Source organism: Devosia sp. LjRoot16, assembly GCF_964252795.1.
Taxonomy (GTDB): Bacteria; Pseudomonadota; Alphaproteobacteria; order Rhizobiales; family Devosiaceae; genus Devosia_A.
This window is the reverse complement of sequence record NZ_CAXUPH020000003.1, coordinates 139,773-157,937: the sequence shown is the minus strand read 5'-3', so window position 1 is coordinate 157,937 and position 18,165 is coordinate 139,773. Positions and strand designations below refer to the sequence as shown.

Annotated in this window: 18 protein-coding genes; 13 read left to right on the top strand and 5 right to left on the bottom strand. The window is 64.9% G+C overall.

Features of this window, described 5'->3' with window-relative positions; genetic code table 11:
- Nucleotides 1-2 precede the first annotated feature (2 nt).
- The 6 genes from sufC to ACSQ23_RS15105 all read left to right on the top strand — a co-directional run bounded on the left by sufC (nt 3) and on the right by ACSQ23_RS15105 (nt 5,650).
- A complete protein-coding gene (sufC, locus tag ACSQ23_RS15130) occupies nt 3-752 on the top strand; it encodes a Fe-S cluster assembly ATPase SufC (RefSeq protein WP_055882555.1) in 750 nt (249 codons plus the stop codon).
- 12 nt (nt 753-764) lie between these two features.
- On the top strand, nt 765-1,967 hold the full coding sequence (sufD, locus tag ACSQ23_RS15125) for a Fe-S cluster assembly protein SufD (RefSeq protein ID WP_197421276.1): 1,203 nt from the start codon (nt 765-767) through the stop codon (nt 1,965-1,967).
- Nucleotides 1,964-3,184: a cysteine desulfurase gene (locus ACSQ23_RS15120; protein WP_436091090.1), complete on the top strand. Its 1,221-nt coding sequence runs from the start codon at nt 1,964-1,966 to the stop codon at nt 3,182-3,184. The genes sufD and ACSQ23_RS15120 overlap by 4 nt, the downstream gene beginning before the upstream one ends.
- A 32-nt stretch (nt 3,185-3,216) precedes the next feature.
- The gene (locus ACSQ23_RS15115) at nt 3,217-3,633 is read left to right on the top strand and encodes an SUF system Fe-S cluster assembly protein (protein ID WP_082528236.1); all 417 of its coding nucleotides are present in this window, start codon (nt 3,217-3,219) and stop codon (nt 3,631-3,633) included.
- 53 nt (nt 3,634-3,686) lie between these two features.
- On the top strand, nt 3,687-4,067 hold the full coding sequence (locus tag ACSQ23_RS15110; RefSeq protein WP_056000106.1) for a HesB/IscA family protein: 381 nt from the start codon (nt 3,687-3,689) through the stop codon (nt 4,065-4,067).
- A gap of 299 nt (nt 4,068-4,366) precedes the next feature.
- Nucleotides 4,367-5,650, top strand: a complete 1,284-nt coding sequence (locus tag ACSQ23_RS15105; RefSeq protein ID WP_436091089.1) for a 3-phosphoshikimate 1-carboxyvinyltransferase — start codon at nt 4,367-4,369, stop codon at nt 5,648-5,650.
- A 33-nt stretch (nt 5,651-5,683) separates the two neighbouring features.
- Here ACSQ23_RS15105 and ACSQ23_RS15100 read toward each other — a convergent pair whose 3' ends face one another.
- From ACSQ23_RS15100 to parE, 4 genes are all read right to left on the bottom strand, one after another.
- Nucleotides 5,684-6,736 carry a GGDEF domain-containing protein gene (locus ACSQ23_RS15100; protein WP_436091088.1) on the bottom strand — a complete coding sequence of 351 codons (1,053 nt, stop codon included), beginning with the start codon at nt 6,734-6,736 and terminating at the stop codon, nt 5,684-5,686.
- Between the two features lie 132 nt (nt 6,737-6,868).
- On the bottom strand, nt 6,869-8,335 hold the full coding sequence (locus ACSQ23_RS15095) for a DEAD/DEAH box helicase (protein ID WP_436091087.1): 1,467 nt from the start codon (nt 8,333-8,335) through the stop codon (nt 6,869-6,871).
- A gap of 224 nt (nt 8,336-8,559) precedes the next feature.
- Complete coding sequence (locus tag ACSQ23_RS15090; protein ID WP_436091086.1) at nt 8,560-9,465, bottom strand: metallophosphoesterase; 906 nt, start codon at nt 9,463-9,465, stop codon at nt 8,560-8,562.
- Nucleotides 9,466-9,496: 31 nt separating this feature from the next.
- Nucleotides 9,497-11,530, bottom strand: coding sequence for a DNA topoisomerase IV subunit B (gene parE / locus ACSQ23_RS15085; RefSeq protein WP_436091085.1), 2,034 nt, complete (start codon nt 11,528-11,530; stop codon nt 9,497-9,499).
- A 396-nt stretch (nt 11,531-11,926) separates the two neighbouring features.
- Here parE and ACSQ23_RS15080 point away from each other — a divergent pair, with 396 nt between their 5' ends.
- The 6 genes from ACSQ23_RS15080 (at nt 11,927) to ACSQ23_RS15055 (ending at nt 16,713) form a co-directional block, all read left to right on the top strand.
- Nucleotides 11,927-12,328 (top strand): hypothetical protein, encoded by a 402-nt coding sequence (locus tag ACSQ23_RS15080; protein WP_156384671.1) that lies wholly within the window; start codon nt 11,927-11,929, stop codon nt 12,326-12,328.
- A gap of 100 nt (nt 12,329-12,428) precedes the next feature.
- The gene (locus ACSQ23_RS15075) at nt 12,429-12,755 is read left to right on the top strand and encodes a hypothetical protein (RefSeq protein ID WP_055881909.1); all 327 of its coding nucleotides are present in this window, start codon (nt 12,429-12,431) and stop codon (nt 12,753-12,755) included.
- Nucleotides 12,756-12,912: 157 nt separating this feature from the next.
- Entirely contained in the window at nt 12,913-13,086 is a 174-nt protein-coding gene (locus ACSQ23_RS15070) for a hypothetical protein (RefSeq protein WP_436091084.1), read from the top strand.
- Nucleotides 13,087-13,568: 482 nt separating this feature from the next.
- Complete coding sequence (locus tag ACSQ23_RS15065) at nt 13,569-15,098, top strand: ABC-F family ATP-binding cassette domain-containing protein (protein WP_056000088.1); 1,530 nt, start codon at nt 13,569-13,571, stop codon at nt 15,096-15,098.
- 188 nt (nt 15,099-15,286) lie between these two features.
- Nucleotides 15,287-15,961 (top strand): PilZ domain-containing protein, encoded by a 675-nt coding sequence (locus ACSQ23_RS15060; RefSeq protein WP_162247954.1) that lies wholly within the window; start codon nt 15,287-15,289, stop codon nt 15,959-15,961.
- A gap of 134 nt (nt 15,962-16,095) precedes the next feature.
- Complete coding sequence (locus tag ACSQ23_RS15055; RefSeq protein WP_055881902.1) at nt 16,096-16,713, top strand: PilZ domain-containing protein; 618 nt, start codon at nt 16,096-16,098, stop codon at nt 16,711-16,713.
- A 3-nt stretch (nt 16,714-16,716) separates the two neighbouring features.
- Here ACSQ23_RS15055 and ACSQ23_RS15050 read toward each other — a convergent pair whose 3' ends face one another.
- Nucleotides 16,717-17,328, bottom strand: coding sequence for a LysE family translocator (locus ACSQ23_RS15050; RefSeq protein ID WP_436091083.1), 612 nt, complete (start codon nt 17,326-17,328; stop codon nt 16,717-16,719).
- Nucleotides 17,329-17,444: 116 nt separating this feature from the next.
- Here ACSQ23_RS15050 and ACSQ23_RS15045 point away from each other — a divergent pair, with 116 nt between their 5' ends.
- Nucleotides 17,445-18,140, top strand: coding sequence for a helix-turn-helix domain-containing protein (locus ACSQ23_RS15045; protein ID WP_436091082.1), 696 nt, complete (start codon nt 17,445-17,447; stop codon nt 18,138-18,140).
- The last annotated feature ends 25 nt before the right edge of the window (nt 18,141-18,165 follow it).

Below are 18,165 nucleotides of genomic sequence, written 5' to 3'. Positions count from 1 at the left end.
CCATGCTCGAAATCCGCGACCTCACCGTTCGCATCGAGGAACGCGAAATCCTCAAAGGCGTGAACCTGACCGTCCCCAAGGGCGAAGTACATGCGATCATGGGGCGCAACGGCTCGGGCAAATCGACGCTGAGCTATGTGCTGGCCGGTAAGGAAGACTACGAGGTCACCGGCGGCGAAGTGCTGCTTGATGGCGTCAACATCCTCGAGATGGAGCCTTCGGACCGTGCTACGGCCGGCCTGTTCCTCGCCTTCCAGTACCCGATCGAAATCCCGGGTGTCGCCACCATGACCTTCCTCAAGGCGGCGCTGAATGCCAAGCGGAAGGCCAATGGCGAGACCGAGATGTCGACGCCGGACTTCATGAAGGCGGTCAAGGATGCCGGCAAGGCGCTGCACATCGACAGCGATATGCTGAAGCGTGCGCTCAATGTCGGGTTCTCGGGCGGCGAGAAGAAGCGCGCCGAGATCCTGCAGATGGCGCTGTTGAAGCCCAAGATGTGCATCCTCGACGAAACCGATTCCGGCCTCGATATCGATGCGCTGAAGGTGGTGTCGGAAGGCGTCAACGCGCTGCGCAGTCCCGACCGCTCGATGCTGGTGATCACCCACTACCAGCGGCTCCTGAACCACATCGTGCCGGATGTGGTGCACGTGTTCTCCGATGGCCGCGTGGTCGAGAGCGGCGGCAAGGAGCTGGCGCTGGAACTGGAAGCCAAGGGCTATGCCGGCTTCGACGAAGCGGCGGCGTAAGGACCGATGACCATGCATGTCCCCGTCCGGCTTGGGCCGGCTGAACTGAAGCTCATCGACCAGCTGACGGCCGCCGGTGCGGTTGCGGAAGCCGAGCGCCTGACCGGCGCCGGGCTGCCGACGCGGCGCGTCGAGGCTTACCACTACACCGACCTGAAGCAGCTGCTGCGGGCGGTTCCGGAACTCGCTGCCGCCGCCACCGAAGCGAGCGCTCCGGCGCTGCGCGTCGCCGGCGCCTACCAGCTGATGATCGCCAATGGCGTGGTGCAGGACACCGGCACGGCGCCTGCCGGCGTCATCGTCGGCAAGGCGGCAGGCGGCGTGCTATCGACGCGTGACGATGTGGTTACGCGTCTCAACATGGCGCTGACCAAAGAATGCCTGACGCTCGACCTCGACGGTTCGGTCGATCCGGTAATCCAGATCGATCGCCGCACCGAAGGCGCCGCCGGGCATTCGACCAGCGCCGCCAAGATCTTCGTCGCCGATGACAGCAGCGCGGTGATCGTCGAGACCTATGCGGGCAGCGAGGAGGCGCACCTCGGCAACCACGCGACCTACCTGGCGCTCGGCAAGAACGCCAAGGTGACCCACATCACCGTCAACCTGGCCGCGGCCAAGGCGACGCATTTCGCCTCGAACGAGTACCATCTTGCCGAGGGCGCACAGCTCAGGACACTGATCATCAACGCCGGTGCGGCGCTGAGCCGGACGCAGCTGTTCCCGCGCTACGAAGGCGCCGGCGCCCATGCCGACATCACCGGGCTGAACCTCGTCTCCGAGGGGCAGCACGCCGATATCACCATGGATGCGCTGCACGCCGTGCCGCACACTTCGTCCAAGCCGCTGTTCAAGTCGATTGCCCGTGGACGGTCCAAGGCCGTGGTGCAGGGCCGGCTGGTGGTGGCGCGTGATGCGCAGAAGACCGACGCCAAGCTGATGAGCCAGGGGCTGATGCTTTCGGACGAAGCGGAAATCCTCTGCAAGCCCGAGCTCGAGATCTATGCCGACGACGTGGTCTGCGGCCATGGCTCGACCTGCGGCCAGCTCGATGAAGATTCGCTGTTCTACCTGACGAGCCGCGGCATCGCGAAAGCCGACGCCGAGACCATGCTGGTGCGGGCCTTCCTCGCCGAACTGGTCGATCCGATCGAGGATGAGGCGCTGAACGAGGCGCTGACCGCAGTGATCGAGGGATGGCTGGCGGGCAAATGAGTTTCGATCTCGCCAAGATCCGCGCCGATTTCCCGATCCTCGAAGAGAAGATCCACGGCAACCGGCTAGTTTACCTCGATAGCGGCGCCTCGGCCCAGAAGCCGAACCAGGTGCTCGACCGGATGGATTGGGCGCATCGGCACGCCTATGCCAACGTGCATCGTGGTCTCCACACGCTCGCTAACCGGGCGACCGAAGCCTACGAGGGCGGGCGAGAGGCGACGCGGCGGTTCCTCAACGCCAGCCGACCCGAAGAGATCATCTTCACCCGCTCGGCCACCGAGGCGATCAACCTCGTCGCCGCGTCATTCCTCGGTCCGCGGATCGGGGAGGGTGACGAGATCGTGCTGTCGATCATGGAGCACCACTCCAACGTGGTACCGTGGCACTTCCACCGCGAACGCAAGGGTGCGGTGCTGAAATGGGTCGATGTGCGTGACGACGGCAGCTTCGACATCGATGCGTTCGAGGCGGCTTTGACGTCGAAGACGCGGATGGTGGCGATCACGCACATGTCCAACGTCCTGGGCACGGTGACGCCGATCAAACAGATCGTCGAAATCGCGCACGCACGAAAGATCCCGGTGCTGGTCGATGGCAGCCAGGGAGCCGTGCATCTCAAGGTCGATGTGCAGGACCTGGGCGTCGATTTCTACGTCTTCACCGGCCACAAGCTTTACGGGCCGACCGGCATCGGCGTGCTGTACGGGCGCTATGACCTGCTTGCCGACATGCAGCCCTACCAGGGCGGCGGCGAGATGATCGACACCGTCACCCGCGACACCGTCACCTACAACGAGCCGCCGCACCGCTTCGAAGCCGGTACGCCGCCGATCGTCCAGGCGATCGGGCTCGGCGCCGCTATCGACTATGTCGAGGGCATCGGGCGCGAGGCGGCGCAGGCGCATGAAGCGGAACTCACCGGTTACGCGATGGAGCGGCTGGGGCGGATCAACTCACTGCGGTTGATCGGCACGGCGCCGGGCAAGGGCGGCATCTTCTCGTTCGAGGTGAGGGGCGCGCACGCGCACGACGTCTCGACCATTCTCGATCGCTACGGCATCGCGGTGCGCGCCGGAACGCACTGCGCCATGCCGCTGTTACAAAGGTTCGGCGTTACCTCTACCTGCCGGGCTTCCTTCGGCCTATATACCGGCAAGGACGATATCGATGCTCTGGTAGAGGGTATCGAAAAGGCGCGGAGCTTCTTCGCCTGAGGGCGTGAAACGGGATCGTCTAAGGAATTGATATGTCTGACGAAGTGAACGAGATTGCTCCCGAGGTCGAGGCCACCGAGCCGAATGCCGGCGACGCGCCTCGGATTACGCCCAATGTCGGTGCGGCGATTCCCGCCGACGACGTGGAGCGGATCACCCGTGACCTGATCGGTGCGCTGAAGACGGTCTACGACCCGGAAATCCCGGTCGATATCTACGAGCTCGGGCTGATCTACAAGGTCGACCTCGATGACGACCGCAACCTCACCATCGACATGACGCTGACCGCGCCGGGCTGCCCGGTGGCCGGCGAAATGCCGGGCTGGGTGGAGAACGCGGCGCGCAACGTCGAGGGCATCCAGGACGTTACCGTCAACATGGTCTACGATCCGCCATGGGACGCTTCGCGGATGAGCGAAGAAGCCCAGGTGGCGCTGAACTGGTGGTAAGTTCTGCGCTTTAGGTCTATATATCGTCTTGTTACGATGAAGGTCCGCAGCCGATGCCTTTGAAGATCATGAGCCTCACCGATGCCGCCGTCGAGCGCATCAACGAGATCATCGAGGATAGCGCCACCCCGGTGGTGGGCGTGCGCGTCGGCATCAAGGATGCCGGCTGCGCCGGGCAGTCCTACACGCTGGCCTATGTCGGCGAGCCGGTGAAGGGCGATGACCACATCGAGGAAAAGGGCGTCCACGTCTATGTGGAACCCAAGGCGACGCTGTTCCTGCTCGGCACGGTGATGGATTTCGAGGAAGACATCCTCAAATCCGGCTTCACCTTCAAGAACCCGAACCAGACCGGCGAATGCGGCTGCGGCGAAAGCGTGCAGCTGAAACCGGCCGACCTCAAGGCGCTGGCTGAGGCTCGGGCGCACGCCTGATTTGAGGCTTTGCCTCCTGCATCTGCTCACACTCGGTGTCATCCCAGCGAAAGCTGGGACCCATTTCTCAGCCTGCGCTTGGGGATAGTTGGGTCCCAGCTTTCGCTGGGATGACATCCAGTTTGGGGCCAGGGCGCTGTCATAACGACGGGCTTGGCAAAAGGTGGCGCAATCCGCTACATCCATCTGGCTTGCTTCAACCTCACCCCGGCGACGCCCGGGCCAAATCGACAGATCGATGTGTCCGGCCCTGCCGGAGTGAGTGCGGCCGTTGCGCCGCTGCCTGACGGAGTTCTCCATTGACCGCTGCCGCTTCCTCAAAGCTCGAGGCTTTGACGATCGTTCCGCCTGACCACCCGCTCGTCGGCCGGGTGACCCCGCCGGGATCGAAGTCGATCACCAATCGCGCGCTGCTGCTGGCAGCGCTGGCGAAGGGCACGAGCCGGCTCACCGGGGCGCTGAAGAGCAAGGACACGGCGCTGATGGCGAAGGCGTTGATCCAGATGGGCGTCAGCGTCGAGGAGCCGGATGCGACGAGCTTCGTCGTCACCAGCGACGGTACGCTGAAGGCGCCGGCCGAACCGCTGGTGCTCGGCAATGCCGGCACCGCGACACGGTTCCTGACGGCCGCGGTGTCGCTGGTCGAGGGCAGGGTGGTGGTGGATGGCGACGAGGCAATGCGCAAGCGCCCGATCGAGCCGCTGCTGGTGGCACTGCGCTCGCTTGGCATCGATGCGACGAGCGAGACCGGCTGCCCGCCGGTGCTGATCAATGGCACCGGTTCATTCGGCAGCGGCCGGGTGGAGATCGATGGCGGGCTCTCGAGCCAGTATGTCTCGGCGCTGCTGATGGCAGCGCCGTTTGGCGAGGGCCCGATCGAGGTGGCGCTCACCGGCAAGGATCTCGATGCCCGCGGCTATGTCAACCTGACGCTCGCGGCGATGCGGGCCTTCGGCGCCAGCGTCGAGCAGCTCGATGAAATGACCTGGCAGGTGCAGCCCACCGGCTACCAGGCGAGCGATTTCCACATCGAGCCCGACGCTTCGGCGGCGACTTACCTGTGGGCGGCGGAAGCCTTGACCGGCGGCAGCATCGACCTGGGCGTGCCAATGGAAGCGTTCACCCAGCCCGATGCCGAGGCGGCCAAGCTGATCCGGATGTTTCCGTGCATGCCCGGTGTGATCGACGGCTCGCAGATGCAGGACGCAGTACCGACCCTCGCCGTGCTCGCGGCGTTCAACGAGACGCCGGTGCGCTTCGTCGGTATTGCCAACCTTCGGGTCAAGGAATGCGACCGGATCTCGGCGCTCTCCACCGAGCTTAACCGCATCCGGCCGGGCCTCGCGCATGAAGAAGGCGACGACCTGGTGGTTTCGTCCGACCCGCGGCTCAGCGAGCTCAGGCACCGCAACGAGCGGACCAGCATCGAGACCTATGAAGACCACCGCATCGCCATGAGCTTTGCGCTGGCGGCGCTGAAGATCGGCGGGATCACCATCCTCGATCCGGACTGCGTCGGGAAGACCTATCCGGGCTATTGGGACGCGCTGCGGTCGTTGGGGGTGGAGACGGTGGCGGCTTAGGTCGCTCCTCGCTCCGCTCGGAGCGGCTAGCCGCTACGCCGCGACGATGTCCTCGTCGCCCAGCTCGGTCTCGCCGACCACCATGTTGCGGCCGCGATGCTTGGCGGCGTAGAGGCAGCGGTCGGCGCGTTCAATCAGGGTCGAGGGCGTGTCGCTGGCGCGGTACATGGCGACGCCGAAAGAAGCGGTAACGCGGCCGAGCTTCTCGTTGGTCGAGCGCTTCAGCAGTTCCTTGGCCTGGATGGCCTTGCGGATGTTGTCGGCGAGGATCACCGCGCCTTCGAGGTCGGTATCGGGCAGCACGGCGGCGAATTCCTCGCCGCCATAGCGGGCGGCGATGTCCCGGCCCTTGATGTTGGATTTGAGCGTCATCGCAACGAGGCGCAGCACCTGGTCACCGGTCTGGTGGCCCCAGGTGTCGTTGAAGCGCTTGAAGTGATCGATATCGATCAGCATCAGGCACATGTGGTCGCCGTGTTCTTCGGCCCGGCTCACGGCGCGCAGCAACCCGTCGTCGAAGGCCTTGCGGTTGTAGACCTTGGTGAGCGGATCGAGCAGTGCCTCGCGGCGGACATCGTCGAGATCGCGCTGCAGCGCCTCGATATCGTCGCGCGAGGCGGCCAGGTTCATTTCGAGCTTATGGTTGGCATCCTGCATGCGGCGGGTTTCCGCCAGCAGCGCGTCGGCCAGGGTCCGCAGTTTGGTGGCATCCAACTCGTCCGAACCGAGGTCGCCGCTGGCAACCTGGAGCGAGGCCGAGTAGGCGCCGGCCGTGGTCATGGCGGTGTCGATGGCATCGTGAATGGCAACGATGCGGTTCGACATCCGCTGCGATACGCTGGAGATGCGTTCGTTGGCGTCCTGCGCCCGGAGGAACTCGTTGTAAAGCCGCTCGGCGATATCGGCGGTCGGGTGTCCGTCGCGGAAGATGGCGTTGACGCGGGCGTTGAGCGCCGGATTGATGCCAGTGGCATAGGTGTAGAGCAGTTCATAGAACTGCGGGTACGGAGGAATCGTGGCCCGCTTCAGCAGGTCCAGCGCCGCATTGGCATAACCGAGGGCGCGTCTGAATTCCTGTTCTGACACCGTTCCCCCAAGCCCGGCTCCTGCCGGTTGTTCGGCCGGCATTGTCAGTTGTTCGGCATTAACGGGGCGTAAAAACACGGCGATCTGCTAGCAATTCTACTGAGATCGCCGTGGAAGTTCTGTAGATCGCGGCTATTTCCGCAGCAGGAAGGCCGGGATCGGACCGTCAGAACCGAAAGGCGAATCGGCGACGATGCCTTCGACATGCTGGGGACGCGGTTCGCGGGCAGGTTTTTCGCCACCATTGCTGCGATTGTTGTCGTTGCGAGGCGCATCGTTGCGAGCGGGGCGGCGAGGCCGCTCGCTCCGTTCCTCGCGCGGCTGCTGGGTTTCCTGTACCGCAGCGGCTTCGACCGGCGTTGCGTTTTCGCGCGAGCCGCGGCCACCGCGGCGACCGCGACCGTCACGCAGCGAACGAACTTCGCTGCGTTCCTCGGTGCGCGTCGCTTCGGAACGCTCGACCGATCCGCCGCCCAGCTTCACCTCGGGAATATCCTTGGCGATCAGCTTGGTGATGGCATCGACATATTTGCCGTCGGAGGGCGTGGCGAGCGTAATGGCGACACCCGAGCGGCCGGCACGGCCAGTGCGGCCGATGCGGTGCACGTAGTCCTCGGCGTGGGTCGGCACGTCGAAGTTGAACACGTGGCTCACCGCCGGGATGTCGAGGCCGCGGGCCGCCACATCGCTGGCGATCAGCAGCTGCAGCTTGTCGGTCTTGAAGCTGTCGAGCGTTTCCATGCGGCTCTTCTGGTCCATGTCGCCATGCAGCCCAGCGGCCGAAAAGCCGTGGCGCTCCAGCGAGCGGGCGAGGGTGGCCACATCGCGCTTGCGATTGCAGAAGATGATCGCGTTCTTGAGGTTCTCTTCGCCACGGATCAGGCGGCGCAGCGCGTCGCGCTTTTCCTCCGGCTTGCCGGAGACGCGGACGATCCGCTGCTCGATGGTCTCGGCGGTCGAGTTCTGGCGGGCGACCTCGAGCTTGATCGGGTCGCGCAGGAACCGGCTGGTCAGCCGCTGGATTTCCGGCGGCATGGTGGCCGAGAAGAACAGCGTCTGCCGGCGCGGTGGCAACAGGCCACAGATGCGCTCGATGTCGGGGATGAAGCCCATGTCGAGCATGCGATCGGCCTCGTCGATGACGAGAATGTCGACGCCGGTGAGCAGGATGCGGCCGCGCTCGAACTGGTCGAGCATGCGGCCCGGCGTGGCGATCAGCACGTCAGCGCCGCGATCGAGCACCCGGTTCTGGTCTTCGAAGCTGACGCCGCCGATCAGCAGGGCAACGCTGAGCTTGTGGTTCTTGCCGTACTTCTCGAAGTTCTCGTGCACCTGCGCTGCGAGTTCGCGCGTCGGTTCGAGGATCAGCGTGCGCGGCATGCGGGCGCGGGCCCGGCCGCTTTCGAGCAGCGTGAGCATGGGCAGCACGAACGACGCGGTCTTGCCGGTGCCGGTCTGTGCGATGCCGATGATGTCCCGCTTCTGCAGGACATGCGGGATAGCCTGCGCCTGGATATCGGTGGGCTTGGTGTAGCCGGATGCGGCAACCGCATCGATCACCTTGGCGCTAAGGCCCAACCCGGAAAAGTCATTTGCCAAATCAGTGGTCCGCTCAAGTAGGGAAGGCAGGTCGACGGGCAGCTACTTGAGGAGGTGCGGGTCGACGAACAGGTCGCAAAGTACAAGCCGGATAATCAGGCTTCGCCTTGCAGCAACCGATCCGGACTCCGCCCTGTCCGGGGCTGCGCGCGACGCGCCCGGAACATAGTGGAAACCCCTTGCGAGTCAACGGGGTTCGCGGGCGGGTGATTAATTGTGGTCGGTCAGGCCGTGCCGAGATCGAGCATGACGATTTCCGGCCAGTTGCCGATCCGTACGGGAATGACGGAGCAACCAAGGCCGCGCGAGACGATCAGCTCGCGTCCCTCGACAGTGTAATGGCCGGCGGGAAAGCGACGCGAGCCGAGCGATGCCGCCCAGGGGCGCCAGCCCAACAGCGAGATCTGGCCGCCATGGGTGTGGCCGGACAGCGTCAGGCTGACGCGGTCGGGCACTTTGCGGAAGATGTCGGGCTCGTGGGCGAGGAGCAGTGTGGGCTCGCCCTCGGGGATCTGGGCCAGCGTGCCGTCGAGGTCGTCGAGCCCCCAGGTGTGCCGGCCGTCATGCACGCCACCGGGCAGGATACCCATCTGGTCGCCGAGACCGGCAAGCCAGAACGGATGCCCGTCCTTTTCGAGGCGGATGACCTCATTGACGTAGGTTGCGATACCGGCGTCGCGCAACGCCGTGCGCGCCAGCGGCGTGGTCGCGTGGTCGAGCTGGAAGGCGCGGTCCTCCCAGTAATCGTGGTTGCCGAGGACGGCATGCACACCAAGAGGAGCGGTAAGTTTGCCCAGCGCGCTCGCCCATTCGACATTGGCAACCTGGCCGGTGCGCAGCCGCATGCCGCTGACATAGTCGCCGAGCAGCAGGATGACGTCAGCGCCCAATCCTTGCGTCTGCGCGCACAGCTCCTCGATGCGGCTCAGGTCCATCCAGGGCTCGCAGGCATGGAGATCGGCAATGACGGCGGCGCGCAGTTTCAGGCCGGCCGGCCAGCCGCGCGGCGTGAGCGCGTAGGTGGTGACGCGCGGACGGGCGAGGGCCTCGATGAAGGGGTAGGCGGCAGTGGCGATCAGCCCGAGCACACCCACGCCGAAAAGCTTCAGCAACCCACGTCTGGTGATCATGTTCGCCCCTAACCCTCAGGGACGCTCGTCCCTAGATATCCAGATCAGTGACGAATGCGGCGTTTTCCTGGATGAAGTCGAACCGGGCTTCCGGGCGGTTGCCCATCAGGCGGTCGACCGACAGCCGCGTCTCCTCGAAGTCGTCGCGGATGCGGACCTGCAGCAGGGTGCGGCTCTTCTTGTCCATCGTTGTTTCGCGCAGGTGCACATAGGGCATCTCGCCGAGGCCCTTGAAGCGGGTGATGTCCGGCTTCTTGCCCTTGAACTCATCTGCCAGCAGCTGGTCGCGGTGCGCGTCGTTCATCGCATAGGCGACCTTGGGGCCGGCGCTGATGCGGAACAGCGGCGGCATCGCGAGGTAGAGATGCCCGCCCTCGATCAGCTTGGGCATCTCCTGGAAGAAGAAGGTCATCAGCAGCGAAGCGATGTGGGCGCCGTCGACATCGGCGTCGGTCATCAGGATGACCTTGTCGTAGCGCAGCTCATCTTCACGATAGCGGTCACGGGTGCCGCAACCGAGCGCCTGGGTCAGGTCGGCGATGGCCTGGCTGGCCTGCACCTTGTCGCGAGTGGCGCCGGCGACGTTGAGGATCTTGCCGCGCAGCGGCAGGATGGCCTGGCTCTTGCGGTCGCGCGCCTGCTTGGCGCTGCCGCCGGCCGAGTCACCCTCGACGATGAAGATCTCGGCGCCCTGGGCGGCCGATTGGGTGCAGTCGGCGAGCTTGCCGGGCAGGCGGAGCTTTCTGGTCGCGGACTGGCGGTCGACCTCTTTCTCTTTCTTCCGCCGCAGCCGCTCCTCGGCGCGCTCGATGGCCCAGTCCAGGAGCTTGGAGGCCTGGTTGGGCGAGGCGGCGAGCCAGTGGTCGAACGGGTCGCGCAGCGCCGCGTCGACGATGCGGGTGGCCTCGGGTGAGCTGAGCTTGTCCTTGGTCTGGCCGACGAATTCCGGCTCGCGCACGAACACCGAGAGCATGGCCGAGCACTGTACCAGCACGTCTTCGGCAGTCAGCTGCGCGGCGCGCTTGTTGCCCGAGAGCTCGGCATAGTTGCGCAGGCCGCGGAGCAGGGCGACGCGCAGGCCCTGTTCGTGCGTGCCGCCATCGCCGGTCGGTACGGTGTTGCAGTAGGAGTTGACGAAGCCGTCACCGAGGCACCAGGCCACAGCCCATTCGACCGAGCCGTGCGTGCCGGGCTTGCCGATGATGCCCGAGAAAATGTCCTCGGCGATGCGGGGTTCGCCTTCGATGCGGTTGGCGAGGAAGTCGCGCAGGCCGCCGGGGAAGTGGAAGGTCGCCTTGGCCGGTACATCCGCCGTGGCGAGGCTCTCGTCGCAGGTCCAGCGGATCTCGACGCCACCGAAGAGGTAAGCCTTCGAGCGGGTCATCTTGAACAGGCGGGCGGCAGAGAACTTGTGCTCGCCGAAGATCTGGGGATCGGGGTGGAAGCGCTGCGTGGTGCCGCGGCGGTTCTGCACCTTGCCCACCGTCTCGACGGCGCCCAGTGGTTTGCCGCGCGAGAACGCGATGCGGTAGAGCATCTGGTCGCGCGCCACCTCGGTGATGAGGCTGTCGGACAATGCGTTGACCACCGAGACGCCGACGCCGTGCAGGCCGCCGGAGGTCTCGTAGGCCTTGCCGTCGAACTTGCCGCCGGCATGCAGCCGCGTCATGACGATTTCGAGCGTCGAGACACCGGGGAATTTCGGATGGTTCTCGACCGGGATGCCGCGGCCATTGTCGGTGACGGTCAGGAACCCGTCCTCGCCGAAATGCACTTCGATGCGGCTGGCGTGGCCGGCGATCGCCTCGTCCATCGAGTTGTCGATGACTTCGGCGAACAGGTGGTGCAGCGCGTTGGCGTCGGTGCCGCCGATATACATGCCGGGGCGGCGGCGCACCGGCTCGAGGCCTTCGAGCACCTCGATATCGGCAGCCGAATAGGAGGCGGCGTGGGCGACGCTCGGGGGAGGGCTGGCAGCCGGCGTTTTCGGCGTGGGAGTAGCAGGCGTACGCTGGGGCGCAGCGTCCTCACCATCAGGGCCGAAAAGGTCTTCGATCGCCGCCATGAAATCTCCGTCCGAGGCGCGAATCGTGCGCCTCACAAGCTCTAGCATACTTGCTGCTTTGGGTGGGTTAAGCGGGAGGTAGGGCCCGGCGCTCGAGCTGTCAACCGGTCGTGAACGGCATGTGAATGCACGGTTCCGCGAGCATTCAACGGCCGGGCATTATTCCACTGCTCGAGATTGCGGAGCGCCCAGCTGGGGCCAGTAGGCAGTGTCCGGGCTGGGTGTTCGGCAATCTCACATCGACTGCGCCTGATCTCACTCGGAATTCCGCCGCCCAGGTTGCCTTGCAACATGAACGGTGGATGAACGGGCGATACCGCATTGGTTAAGAATGCAACCTTTAGGGTCGTGGCACGCTAGCGGACCTGGCACCAGTTGATCTTGAAGGAGACTATCATGACCTCAATCCTCTCATCCGTAATGAAGTCCGGCCGTGCCGCTATCGTTGCCGTGACCCTCGGTGCGGCGGCGTTCACCGCCATGCCGGTCCAGGCCCAGTCGTTCAACTTTGATTTCGGCATTCAGGGCGGCGGCAACAGCTTCTCGTACGGCTTCGACAATGGCCGTCGGATGAAGCGCGACTGCCTGACCAACAACGAAGTCCGCCGCGGCCTGCGCCGGGCCGGCTTTGACGACATCCGCTTCGTCGATCGTCGCGGGGTCCGGGTAAAGGTGGTGGCTGATTATGGCCGTCGCACCTACGCCATGACCATCAACCGCTGCACCGGCCGCGTCTCGGATATCGAGCGGCTGCGTCGCCCGTACTTCCCGGGCTTCCAGTTCCAGTTCCGCTTCTAGCCAAGTTCCGGCGGGAGCCGGTTCCTCCCTCGCGCTCCCGCCAGATCCCGGCCCCTCAGGGCCGGGATCTTTTGTTTGGTGATTTGCAAAGGAGAACGACATGAAAGCTACCATGCTTATCCGCGCCGCCGTGCTTGGGCTGGCGCTCGGCGCTTCGGCACTCCCGGTGCAGGCGCAGAGCATGCAGTTCCAGTTCGGCTTCGGCACCGACGGCTTCGGCTATCGCCGGCCGCTGATCTGCATCGAGTTGACCGACCGGCAGATCCGCAACGCGGTGCGCCAGCAGGGCTACACCAACATCTCGCTCAATGTGCGCAACGATCGGCGCATCCAGGTCCGCGCGACACGCGGCAATTGGGTGTACCTGCTCCGCGTTTCCACCTGCACCGGAGCGATCCTCAATCGTGAACGGCTGCGCCGCAGCTGAGGAAATCGCCAGTGAATCCAATGCGCCCGGTTCCGTACAGAGGGCCGGGCGCGTTGTTTTGGAGCACTTGATTCAGACTTCGTTTGCTTCTCGGAAGCACTTTCTTAAGCGCTCGCGGGTATGAATTTCACATACGGTTTTTGTTCGGAGTAGCCGTATGCGCGCCCAAGCCAAGAGCGGTCTCGCGTACCTTGAGACAGCTTTGAGGGCGCCACGCGACAGCGGATGGCAGCAGGCCGGATTTGATAGTTTTGCGTACCGGCTTGCCCATCTTGCTATGCCCCGCCCGCTGACCCTCGCTGCCATCGCCACGCTGTTCTATCTGGTGTGAGGGTAGGGGGCTCAGAAGCCACCACGAGTTTGGGGGCAACCTGGTGCCAACCGACGCCCTCAGCTCTCGAGCCGCGTGTCCTTGGGGCAGCCACTGCAAACAGAGGTTCCCGCTTTCGCGGGAATACCCGGTGGCCGTCGAGGGGTCGAGGTGGCTGCCACTTGACCTGCAATCGCCCCCGGTGCTCTAAGCATTTTGTCCGCAATGCCAACCAAGGAGGGTCGCGTGGGCTATCGTCATGACCAGCACCGCAGTCGCGGCCCTGTTTCGGCCCTGCAGCTTTAGTTGCAGGGCTGGCCGAACGGGTCCGGACGTCCTCGTCGTCTCACACCATTCTGGTCTGCCCAAACCGGCTCCGCTTCGTGCGTGAGCCATTGCCGGCACCGGTAGTCCCTGTTGGTCGCGTGATCGAACCGCAAGAGTTTGCAACTTTTGCTGATCACGCTCCGAGCATGGACCGCCAGAAGACCAGAGAGACGAAAATGGGCTCGATCAGCCTCAAGCACCTTTCCATCACCGCCACCGATCCGCTGTTCCGCGACCTGAGCCTCGTCGTCGCCGATGGCGACCGGGTCGGGCTTGTTGCAGGCAATGGGCTCGGCAAGACCTCGCTGCTGCGCGTCATCGCCGGGCTGGCGGAACCCACCAGCGGCGAAGTGGTCCGTTCACGCGGCCTGCGCATCGGCTATGTCGAGCAGGACGTGCCGGCGGCGCTGATGCCGCTGACCATGCGCGACGCCGTGCTGGATGCCCTGCCGGCTGCCGACCGCGAGACCGACGCCTGGCGGGCCGATGTGGCGCTCGATGGGCTGGAGACGCCCTATGAGCTGCGCGACCGGCTGGTTTCGGCGTTGAGCGGCGGCTGGCAGCGCCTGATGCTGATCGCGCGGGTATGGGTGACCGATCCCGATGCGCTGCTGATGGACGAGCCGACCAACCATCTCGACCTGTCAAAGCTGTTCCGGCTGGAGACCTGGCTCAACCGTGAGGCCCGCAATATTCCGCTGATCGTGGCGAGCCACGATCGCGACTTCCTCGATGCGGTGACTAACCGGACGCTGTTCCTGCGGCCGGGAACCTCGCGCTACATGCCGCTCGGCTACTCGGCGGCCCGGCTCGAAATCGAACGCGAGGACGCCTCGCAGGAGGCGCAGAACGAGCGCGATCTGAAGGAAGCCACGAAGCTGAGGAAGCAGGCGGCGAAACTCAACAATATCGGCATCAACTCGGGCAGCGACCTGCTGGTGGTCAAGACCAAGCAGTTGCGCGAGCGGGCCGCGAGGATCGAGGAGGCGGTGCGTCCGGCGCATCGCGAGCGCTCGGGCGAGATCAGGCTCAGCAACCGCGGCACCCACGCCAAGCTGCTGGTCGGCATCGAGAACGTGACGGTGACGACGCCATCGGGGCAGGCGCTGTTCAAGATCGACAAGCTCCACATCTTCCAGGGCGATCGTGTGGTGCTGCTGGGCAAGAACGGCGCCGGCAAGTCGCAACTGGTCAAGCTGATCCACCGCGCCATGGTGGAGCCGGACAGCGTGCCGGGCATAAAGGTCACGCCGTCGCTGGTGCTGGGCTATACCGACCAGGACATGTCGCAACTGCCGGTCAAGGAGACGCCCGAGAGTTTCATCTCGGTGACCTTCAAGCAGCCGGATGCACGGGTGCGGAGCCTCCTCGCGAGCACCGGCTTCGTCATCGAGAAACAGTCGCGGCCGATCGGCCAACTGAGCTTCGGCCAGCGAGCGCGCCTGGGGCTGCTGGCGCTGCGGCTGACCGAGCCGAACTTCTACTTGATGGACGAGCCGACCAACCATGTCGACATCCCGGGCCGCGAAGCGCTGGAGAGTGAGATCCTCGCTCATGAAGCGACGGCCGTGCTGGTCTCGCATGACCGCAGTTTCGTGCGACATGTGGGAACGCGCTACCTGGAAATCAGCGGCAAGCGACTCAAGGAGGTCGATGGGCCCGAGGCGTTTTTCGAGGAGATGATGCTGGAGACCGAGCAAGTTTAGATCGTTCGACTTAGTACAAACTGCCCAGGCGCTTGGCTGGCGGCCAAGGCGGTGAACAGAAATCGCTCAATGCCCCGTGTTGCCCCGCTGAAATACTGTTCAATTGGTTGGTTGGTAAGGTCTGAGTCATGGCCGAATAGGCAATCTTGCGTACGATAGTGTGAGATTGTTCGGTGATGGCTTGGACGATGCAGAACGGACCCGCCGGCAGGGCCGACGCGAGCAGTCGCAAGGATGCTCGCTTCATCGGCGATGTAATGGGCAGCTATGTGCTGGCGGCGCGCGCGCAGACGCCGGGCGCCGTGCAGGTGTTTGCCTGCCGTTCGCGCAGCGTCTCGGCCCATGAGGCGGTGGTGAACGCGCCGGTCAGCGGGGCGCCTGGCGACGCGTTGACCATGACGTTGCAGGGCCTGGGGCTCGTGCGCGGCAGGATCACCCGCATTCTCGAGGGTGGCTTCGCCGTGGCGTTCGATTGCACCGAACAGGAGCGCGCCGTGCTGAGCTCCAGGATCGACTGGCTGAAGCGCCGGACGCTGAAGACGGTCAGCGATCGGCGGGCGCACAAGCGGGTGCTGCCGCGGGAGACGCGCGCCAGCTTGACGCTGGGCGACGGACAGCGCTTCGACTGCTTCATCATCGACATGTCGCAGTCGGGCGTCGCGGTGTCGGCCGATGTGCTGCCGCCGGTTGGCTCGCTGGCCGGGGTGGGCGCGGTTCCCGGCCGGGTGGTGCGGCACATCGAGGCCGGCTTCGCTGTGCAGTTCGGCGAGGTGCAGCAGATCGGTCAGCTCGAGGCGTTGCTGACGCTCAAAACCAGCGACCACCGCATCCTCGCTGGCGAGCGCCTGAAGCTGAGCAAGTAGTGCTCACGCCAAGTATGGGAAACAAATCCTTGCCGGCGTGCCGAGGGATTTCCAGTACGGCGCAACTGGCTGTTCAAGCTTACACGCTAGCGTGATGATAACGATTACATCGAACGCCGGCCAGGAGGCTTGCAATGGGGCAGAACGCCTCCCAGCGCTCCAGCGACATCCGCTTCATCGGGGCGCTGATGGGGCGCTACCTGCTTGCCAGCCGCAAGAACCGCAGCCATCGGGTGCAGGTGTTTGCCTGCCGGCTGCAATCGATCTCGCCGCAGCTGATGGTGGCCTCGGCGCCGGTACTTGGGGCACCGGGCGAGGAACTCTCCGCCAATTTCGAGCCGTTCGGCACCGTCAGGGGGCGGGTCGATCGATTGATCGATGGCGGCTTCTCGATGGCCATCGAGACCAGTGCCGAGGAACGCGACCTGCTGATCAAGCGCATCGGCTGGTACAAGAAGCGGGTCTTCCATGGGGTTGCCGACAAGCGGGCGCATCGCCGGGTGATGCCGAGGGATCCGCGCTCCACCATCCTGTTCGCCGACGGGAGCCGCCTGCCGTGCCTGATCATCGATATGTCGCGCTCGGGCGCAGCTTTATCGGCTGACGTGCAGCCGGACCTCGGCACGCCACTGGCGGTCGGCCGTGTGGTAGCGCGCGTCGTGCGCTGGCTCGACGTCGGCTTCGCCGTACAGTTCCTGGTCGAGCAGGAGCCGGAAAGCCTCGAGGACCGGCTCCACCTCGTCGACGCGTGACGGCTAGCGCTCGGTGAAGGCCAGCTTGGCGCCGAGCGCCACGAAGGCGGCGGCGAAGGTGCGGCGCATCCCGGTGAGGACGCGCGGACGGGTGACCACGTGCTGGCGCACCGCCGCGGCAAATATCCCGTAGATGGCAAAGATCACAAAGGTCATCGCCATGAACACCGCGCTCAGTTCCAGCATCTGGGGCAGGGCGTCGGCGCTGTCGGTCCTGACGAACTGCGGCAGGAAGGCAAAAAAGAAGATCGACAGCTTTGGGTTGAGGATGTTGATCAAGATGCCCGAGACCAATACCTGACGGACCGATTTCGGGGCCGCATCGGTGTCGACGCTGAGCGCGCCTTTCTCCCTGAGCGTCGCCCAGGCCATGTAGAGCAGGTAGGCGACGCCGAGATACTTGATGATCTCGAAGGCGAGCGCGCTGGTGTGGAGCAGGGCGGCGAGGCCGGTGATCGCGGCCGCCATGTGCGGGATGATTCCGAGGGTGCAGGCGAAAGCCGCGAGGATGCTGGCGCGGGCGCCGCGGGTCAGCCCGGCGGCCAGGGTATAGAGCACGCCGGTGCCCGGCGAGGCGACGATGACCAGCGTGGTGATGAGGAATTCGGGCGTCATGGCGGGCTCCTGACCAGCGAGGGCGGTGCCAGCATAGCCATGCCGACAAAGAGCGCCAGAGGGTTGGCGATGCAGGTGATTTGGCATCTTCACAAGTCGCTGCTAGGCTCCCAGCCATGAAGCGCATCGTGCAAAGCCGGCCGATCGACTCGCCCTTCGTCGAGAGCATCAGCTCCGTTCGTTTCGACACGACCGGGACGACGCTGATGCAGCCCGACGGCTGCTGGGATATCGCCATCATCAAGCGCGGCGACGAGACGATGGTGCTGCGCACCGGGCTCACCACGCAGGCGGTGGTCTACGAGCACGAAGCGGGCGATGAGCAGCTGGTGATCTCGTTCAAGCCACACAGCTTCATGCCGCTGATGCCCGGCGACATCATGCGCGACGAGGGCGTGATGCTCGAAAAGTTCGGCAAGGGCGGGTTCTGGATCGGCACCGACGTGCGGGAGATCCCGACCTTCGAGAATGCCGATGTGTTCGTCGAACGGCTGGTGCGCGACGGGATCATCGACAGCAACGAGCTGGTGGCCTCGGTGGTCGAGGGACAGCCCAAGGCGATGACCGAGCGGACGCTGCAGCGGCATTTCCTCAGGACCACCGGGCTCACCTACAAGCACTTCACGCTGGTGCAGCGGGCGCAGAAGGCTGTTTCCATGCTGCAGATGGGCCGGCCGGCGGTGGACGTGGCGCTGGCGCTGGGCTTTTCCGACCAGGCGCACATGATCAACTCGCTGAAGGCGATCATGGGCCAGACGCCCAGAGAGATCGTTCGCGCCGCCACTGATGAGGTTGTCGGAAACTTCCAATAATCCCGAGTGGGGGTTGGGTACGAAG

Bases quoted from the DNA above. Each gene is read 5' to 3' on its own strand.
- ACSQ23_RS15075 (WP_055881909.1), top strand. From the start codon at position 12,429: ATGAAAGCTACCATGCTTATCCGCGCCGCCGTGCTTGGGCTGGCGCTC.
- ACSQ23_RS15050 (WP_436091083.1), bottom strand. From the start codon at position 17,328: ATGACGCCCGAATTCCTCATCACCACGCTGGTCATCGTCGCCTCGCCG.
- ACSQ23_RS15110 (WP_056000106.1), top strand. From the start codon at position 3,687: ATGCCTTTGAAGATCATGAGCCTCACCGATGCCGCCGTCGAGCGCATC.
- ACSQ23_RS15065 (WP_056000088.1), top strand. From the start codon at position 13,569: ATGGGCTCGATCAGCCTCAAGCACCTTTCCATCACCGCCACCGATCCG.
- ACSQ23_RS15055 (WP_055881902.1), top strand. From the start codon at position 16,096: ATGGGGCAGAACGCCTCCCAGCGCTCCAGCGACATCCGCTTCATCGGG.
- sufC (WP_055882555.1), top strand. From the start codon at position 3: ATGCTCGAAATCCGCGACCTCACCGTTCGCATCGAGGAACGCGAAATC.
- ACSQ23_RS15060 (WP_162247954.1), top strand. From the start codon at position 15,287: ATGCAGAACGGACCCGCCGGCAGGGCCGACGCGAGCAGTCGCAAGGAT.
- ACSQ23_RS15090 (WP_436091086.1), bottom strand. From the start codon at position 9,465: ATGATCACCAGACGTGGGTTGCTGAAGCTTTTCGGCGTGGGTGTGCTC.
- ACSQ23_RS15070 (WP_436091084.1), top strand. From the start codon at position 12,913: ATGCGCGCCCAAGCCAAGAGCGGTCTCGCGTACCTTGAGACAGCTTTG.
- parE (WP_436091085.1), bottom strand. From the start codon at position 11,530: ATGGCGGCGATCGAAGACCTTTTCGGCCCTGATGGTGAGGACGCTGCG.
- ACSQ23_RS15115 (WP_082528236.1), top strand. From the start codon at position 3,217: ATGTCTGACGAAGTGAACGAGATTGCTCCCGAGGTCGAGGCCACCGAG.
- ACSQ23_RS15045 (WP_436091082.1), top strand. From the start codon at position 17,445: ATGAAGCGCATCGTGCAAAGCCGGCCGATCGACTCGCCCTTCGTCGAG.
- ACSQ23_RS15120 (WP_436091090.1), top strand. From the start codon at position 1,964: ATGAGTTTCGATCTCGCCAAGATCCGCGCCGATTTCCCGATCCTCGAA.
- sufD (WP_197421276.1), top strand. From the start codon at position 765: ATGCATGTCCCCGTCCGGCTTGGGCCGGCTGAACTGAAGCTCATCGAC.
- ACSQ23_RS15080 (WP_156384671.1), top strand. From the start codon at position 11,927: ATGACCTCAATCCTCTCATCCGTAATGAAGTCCGGCCGTGCCGCTATC.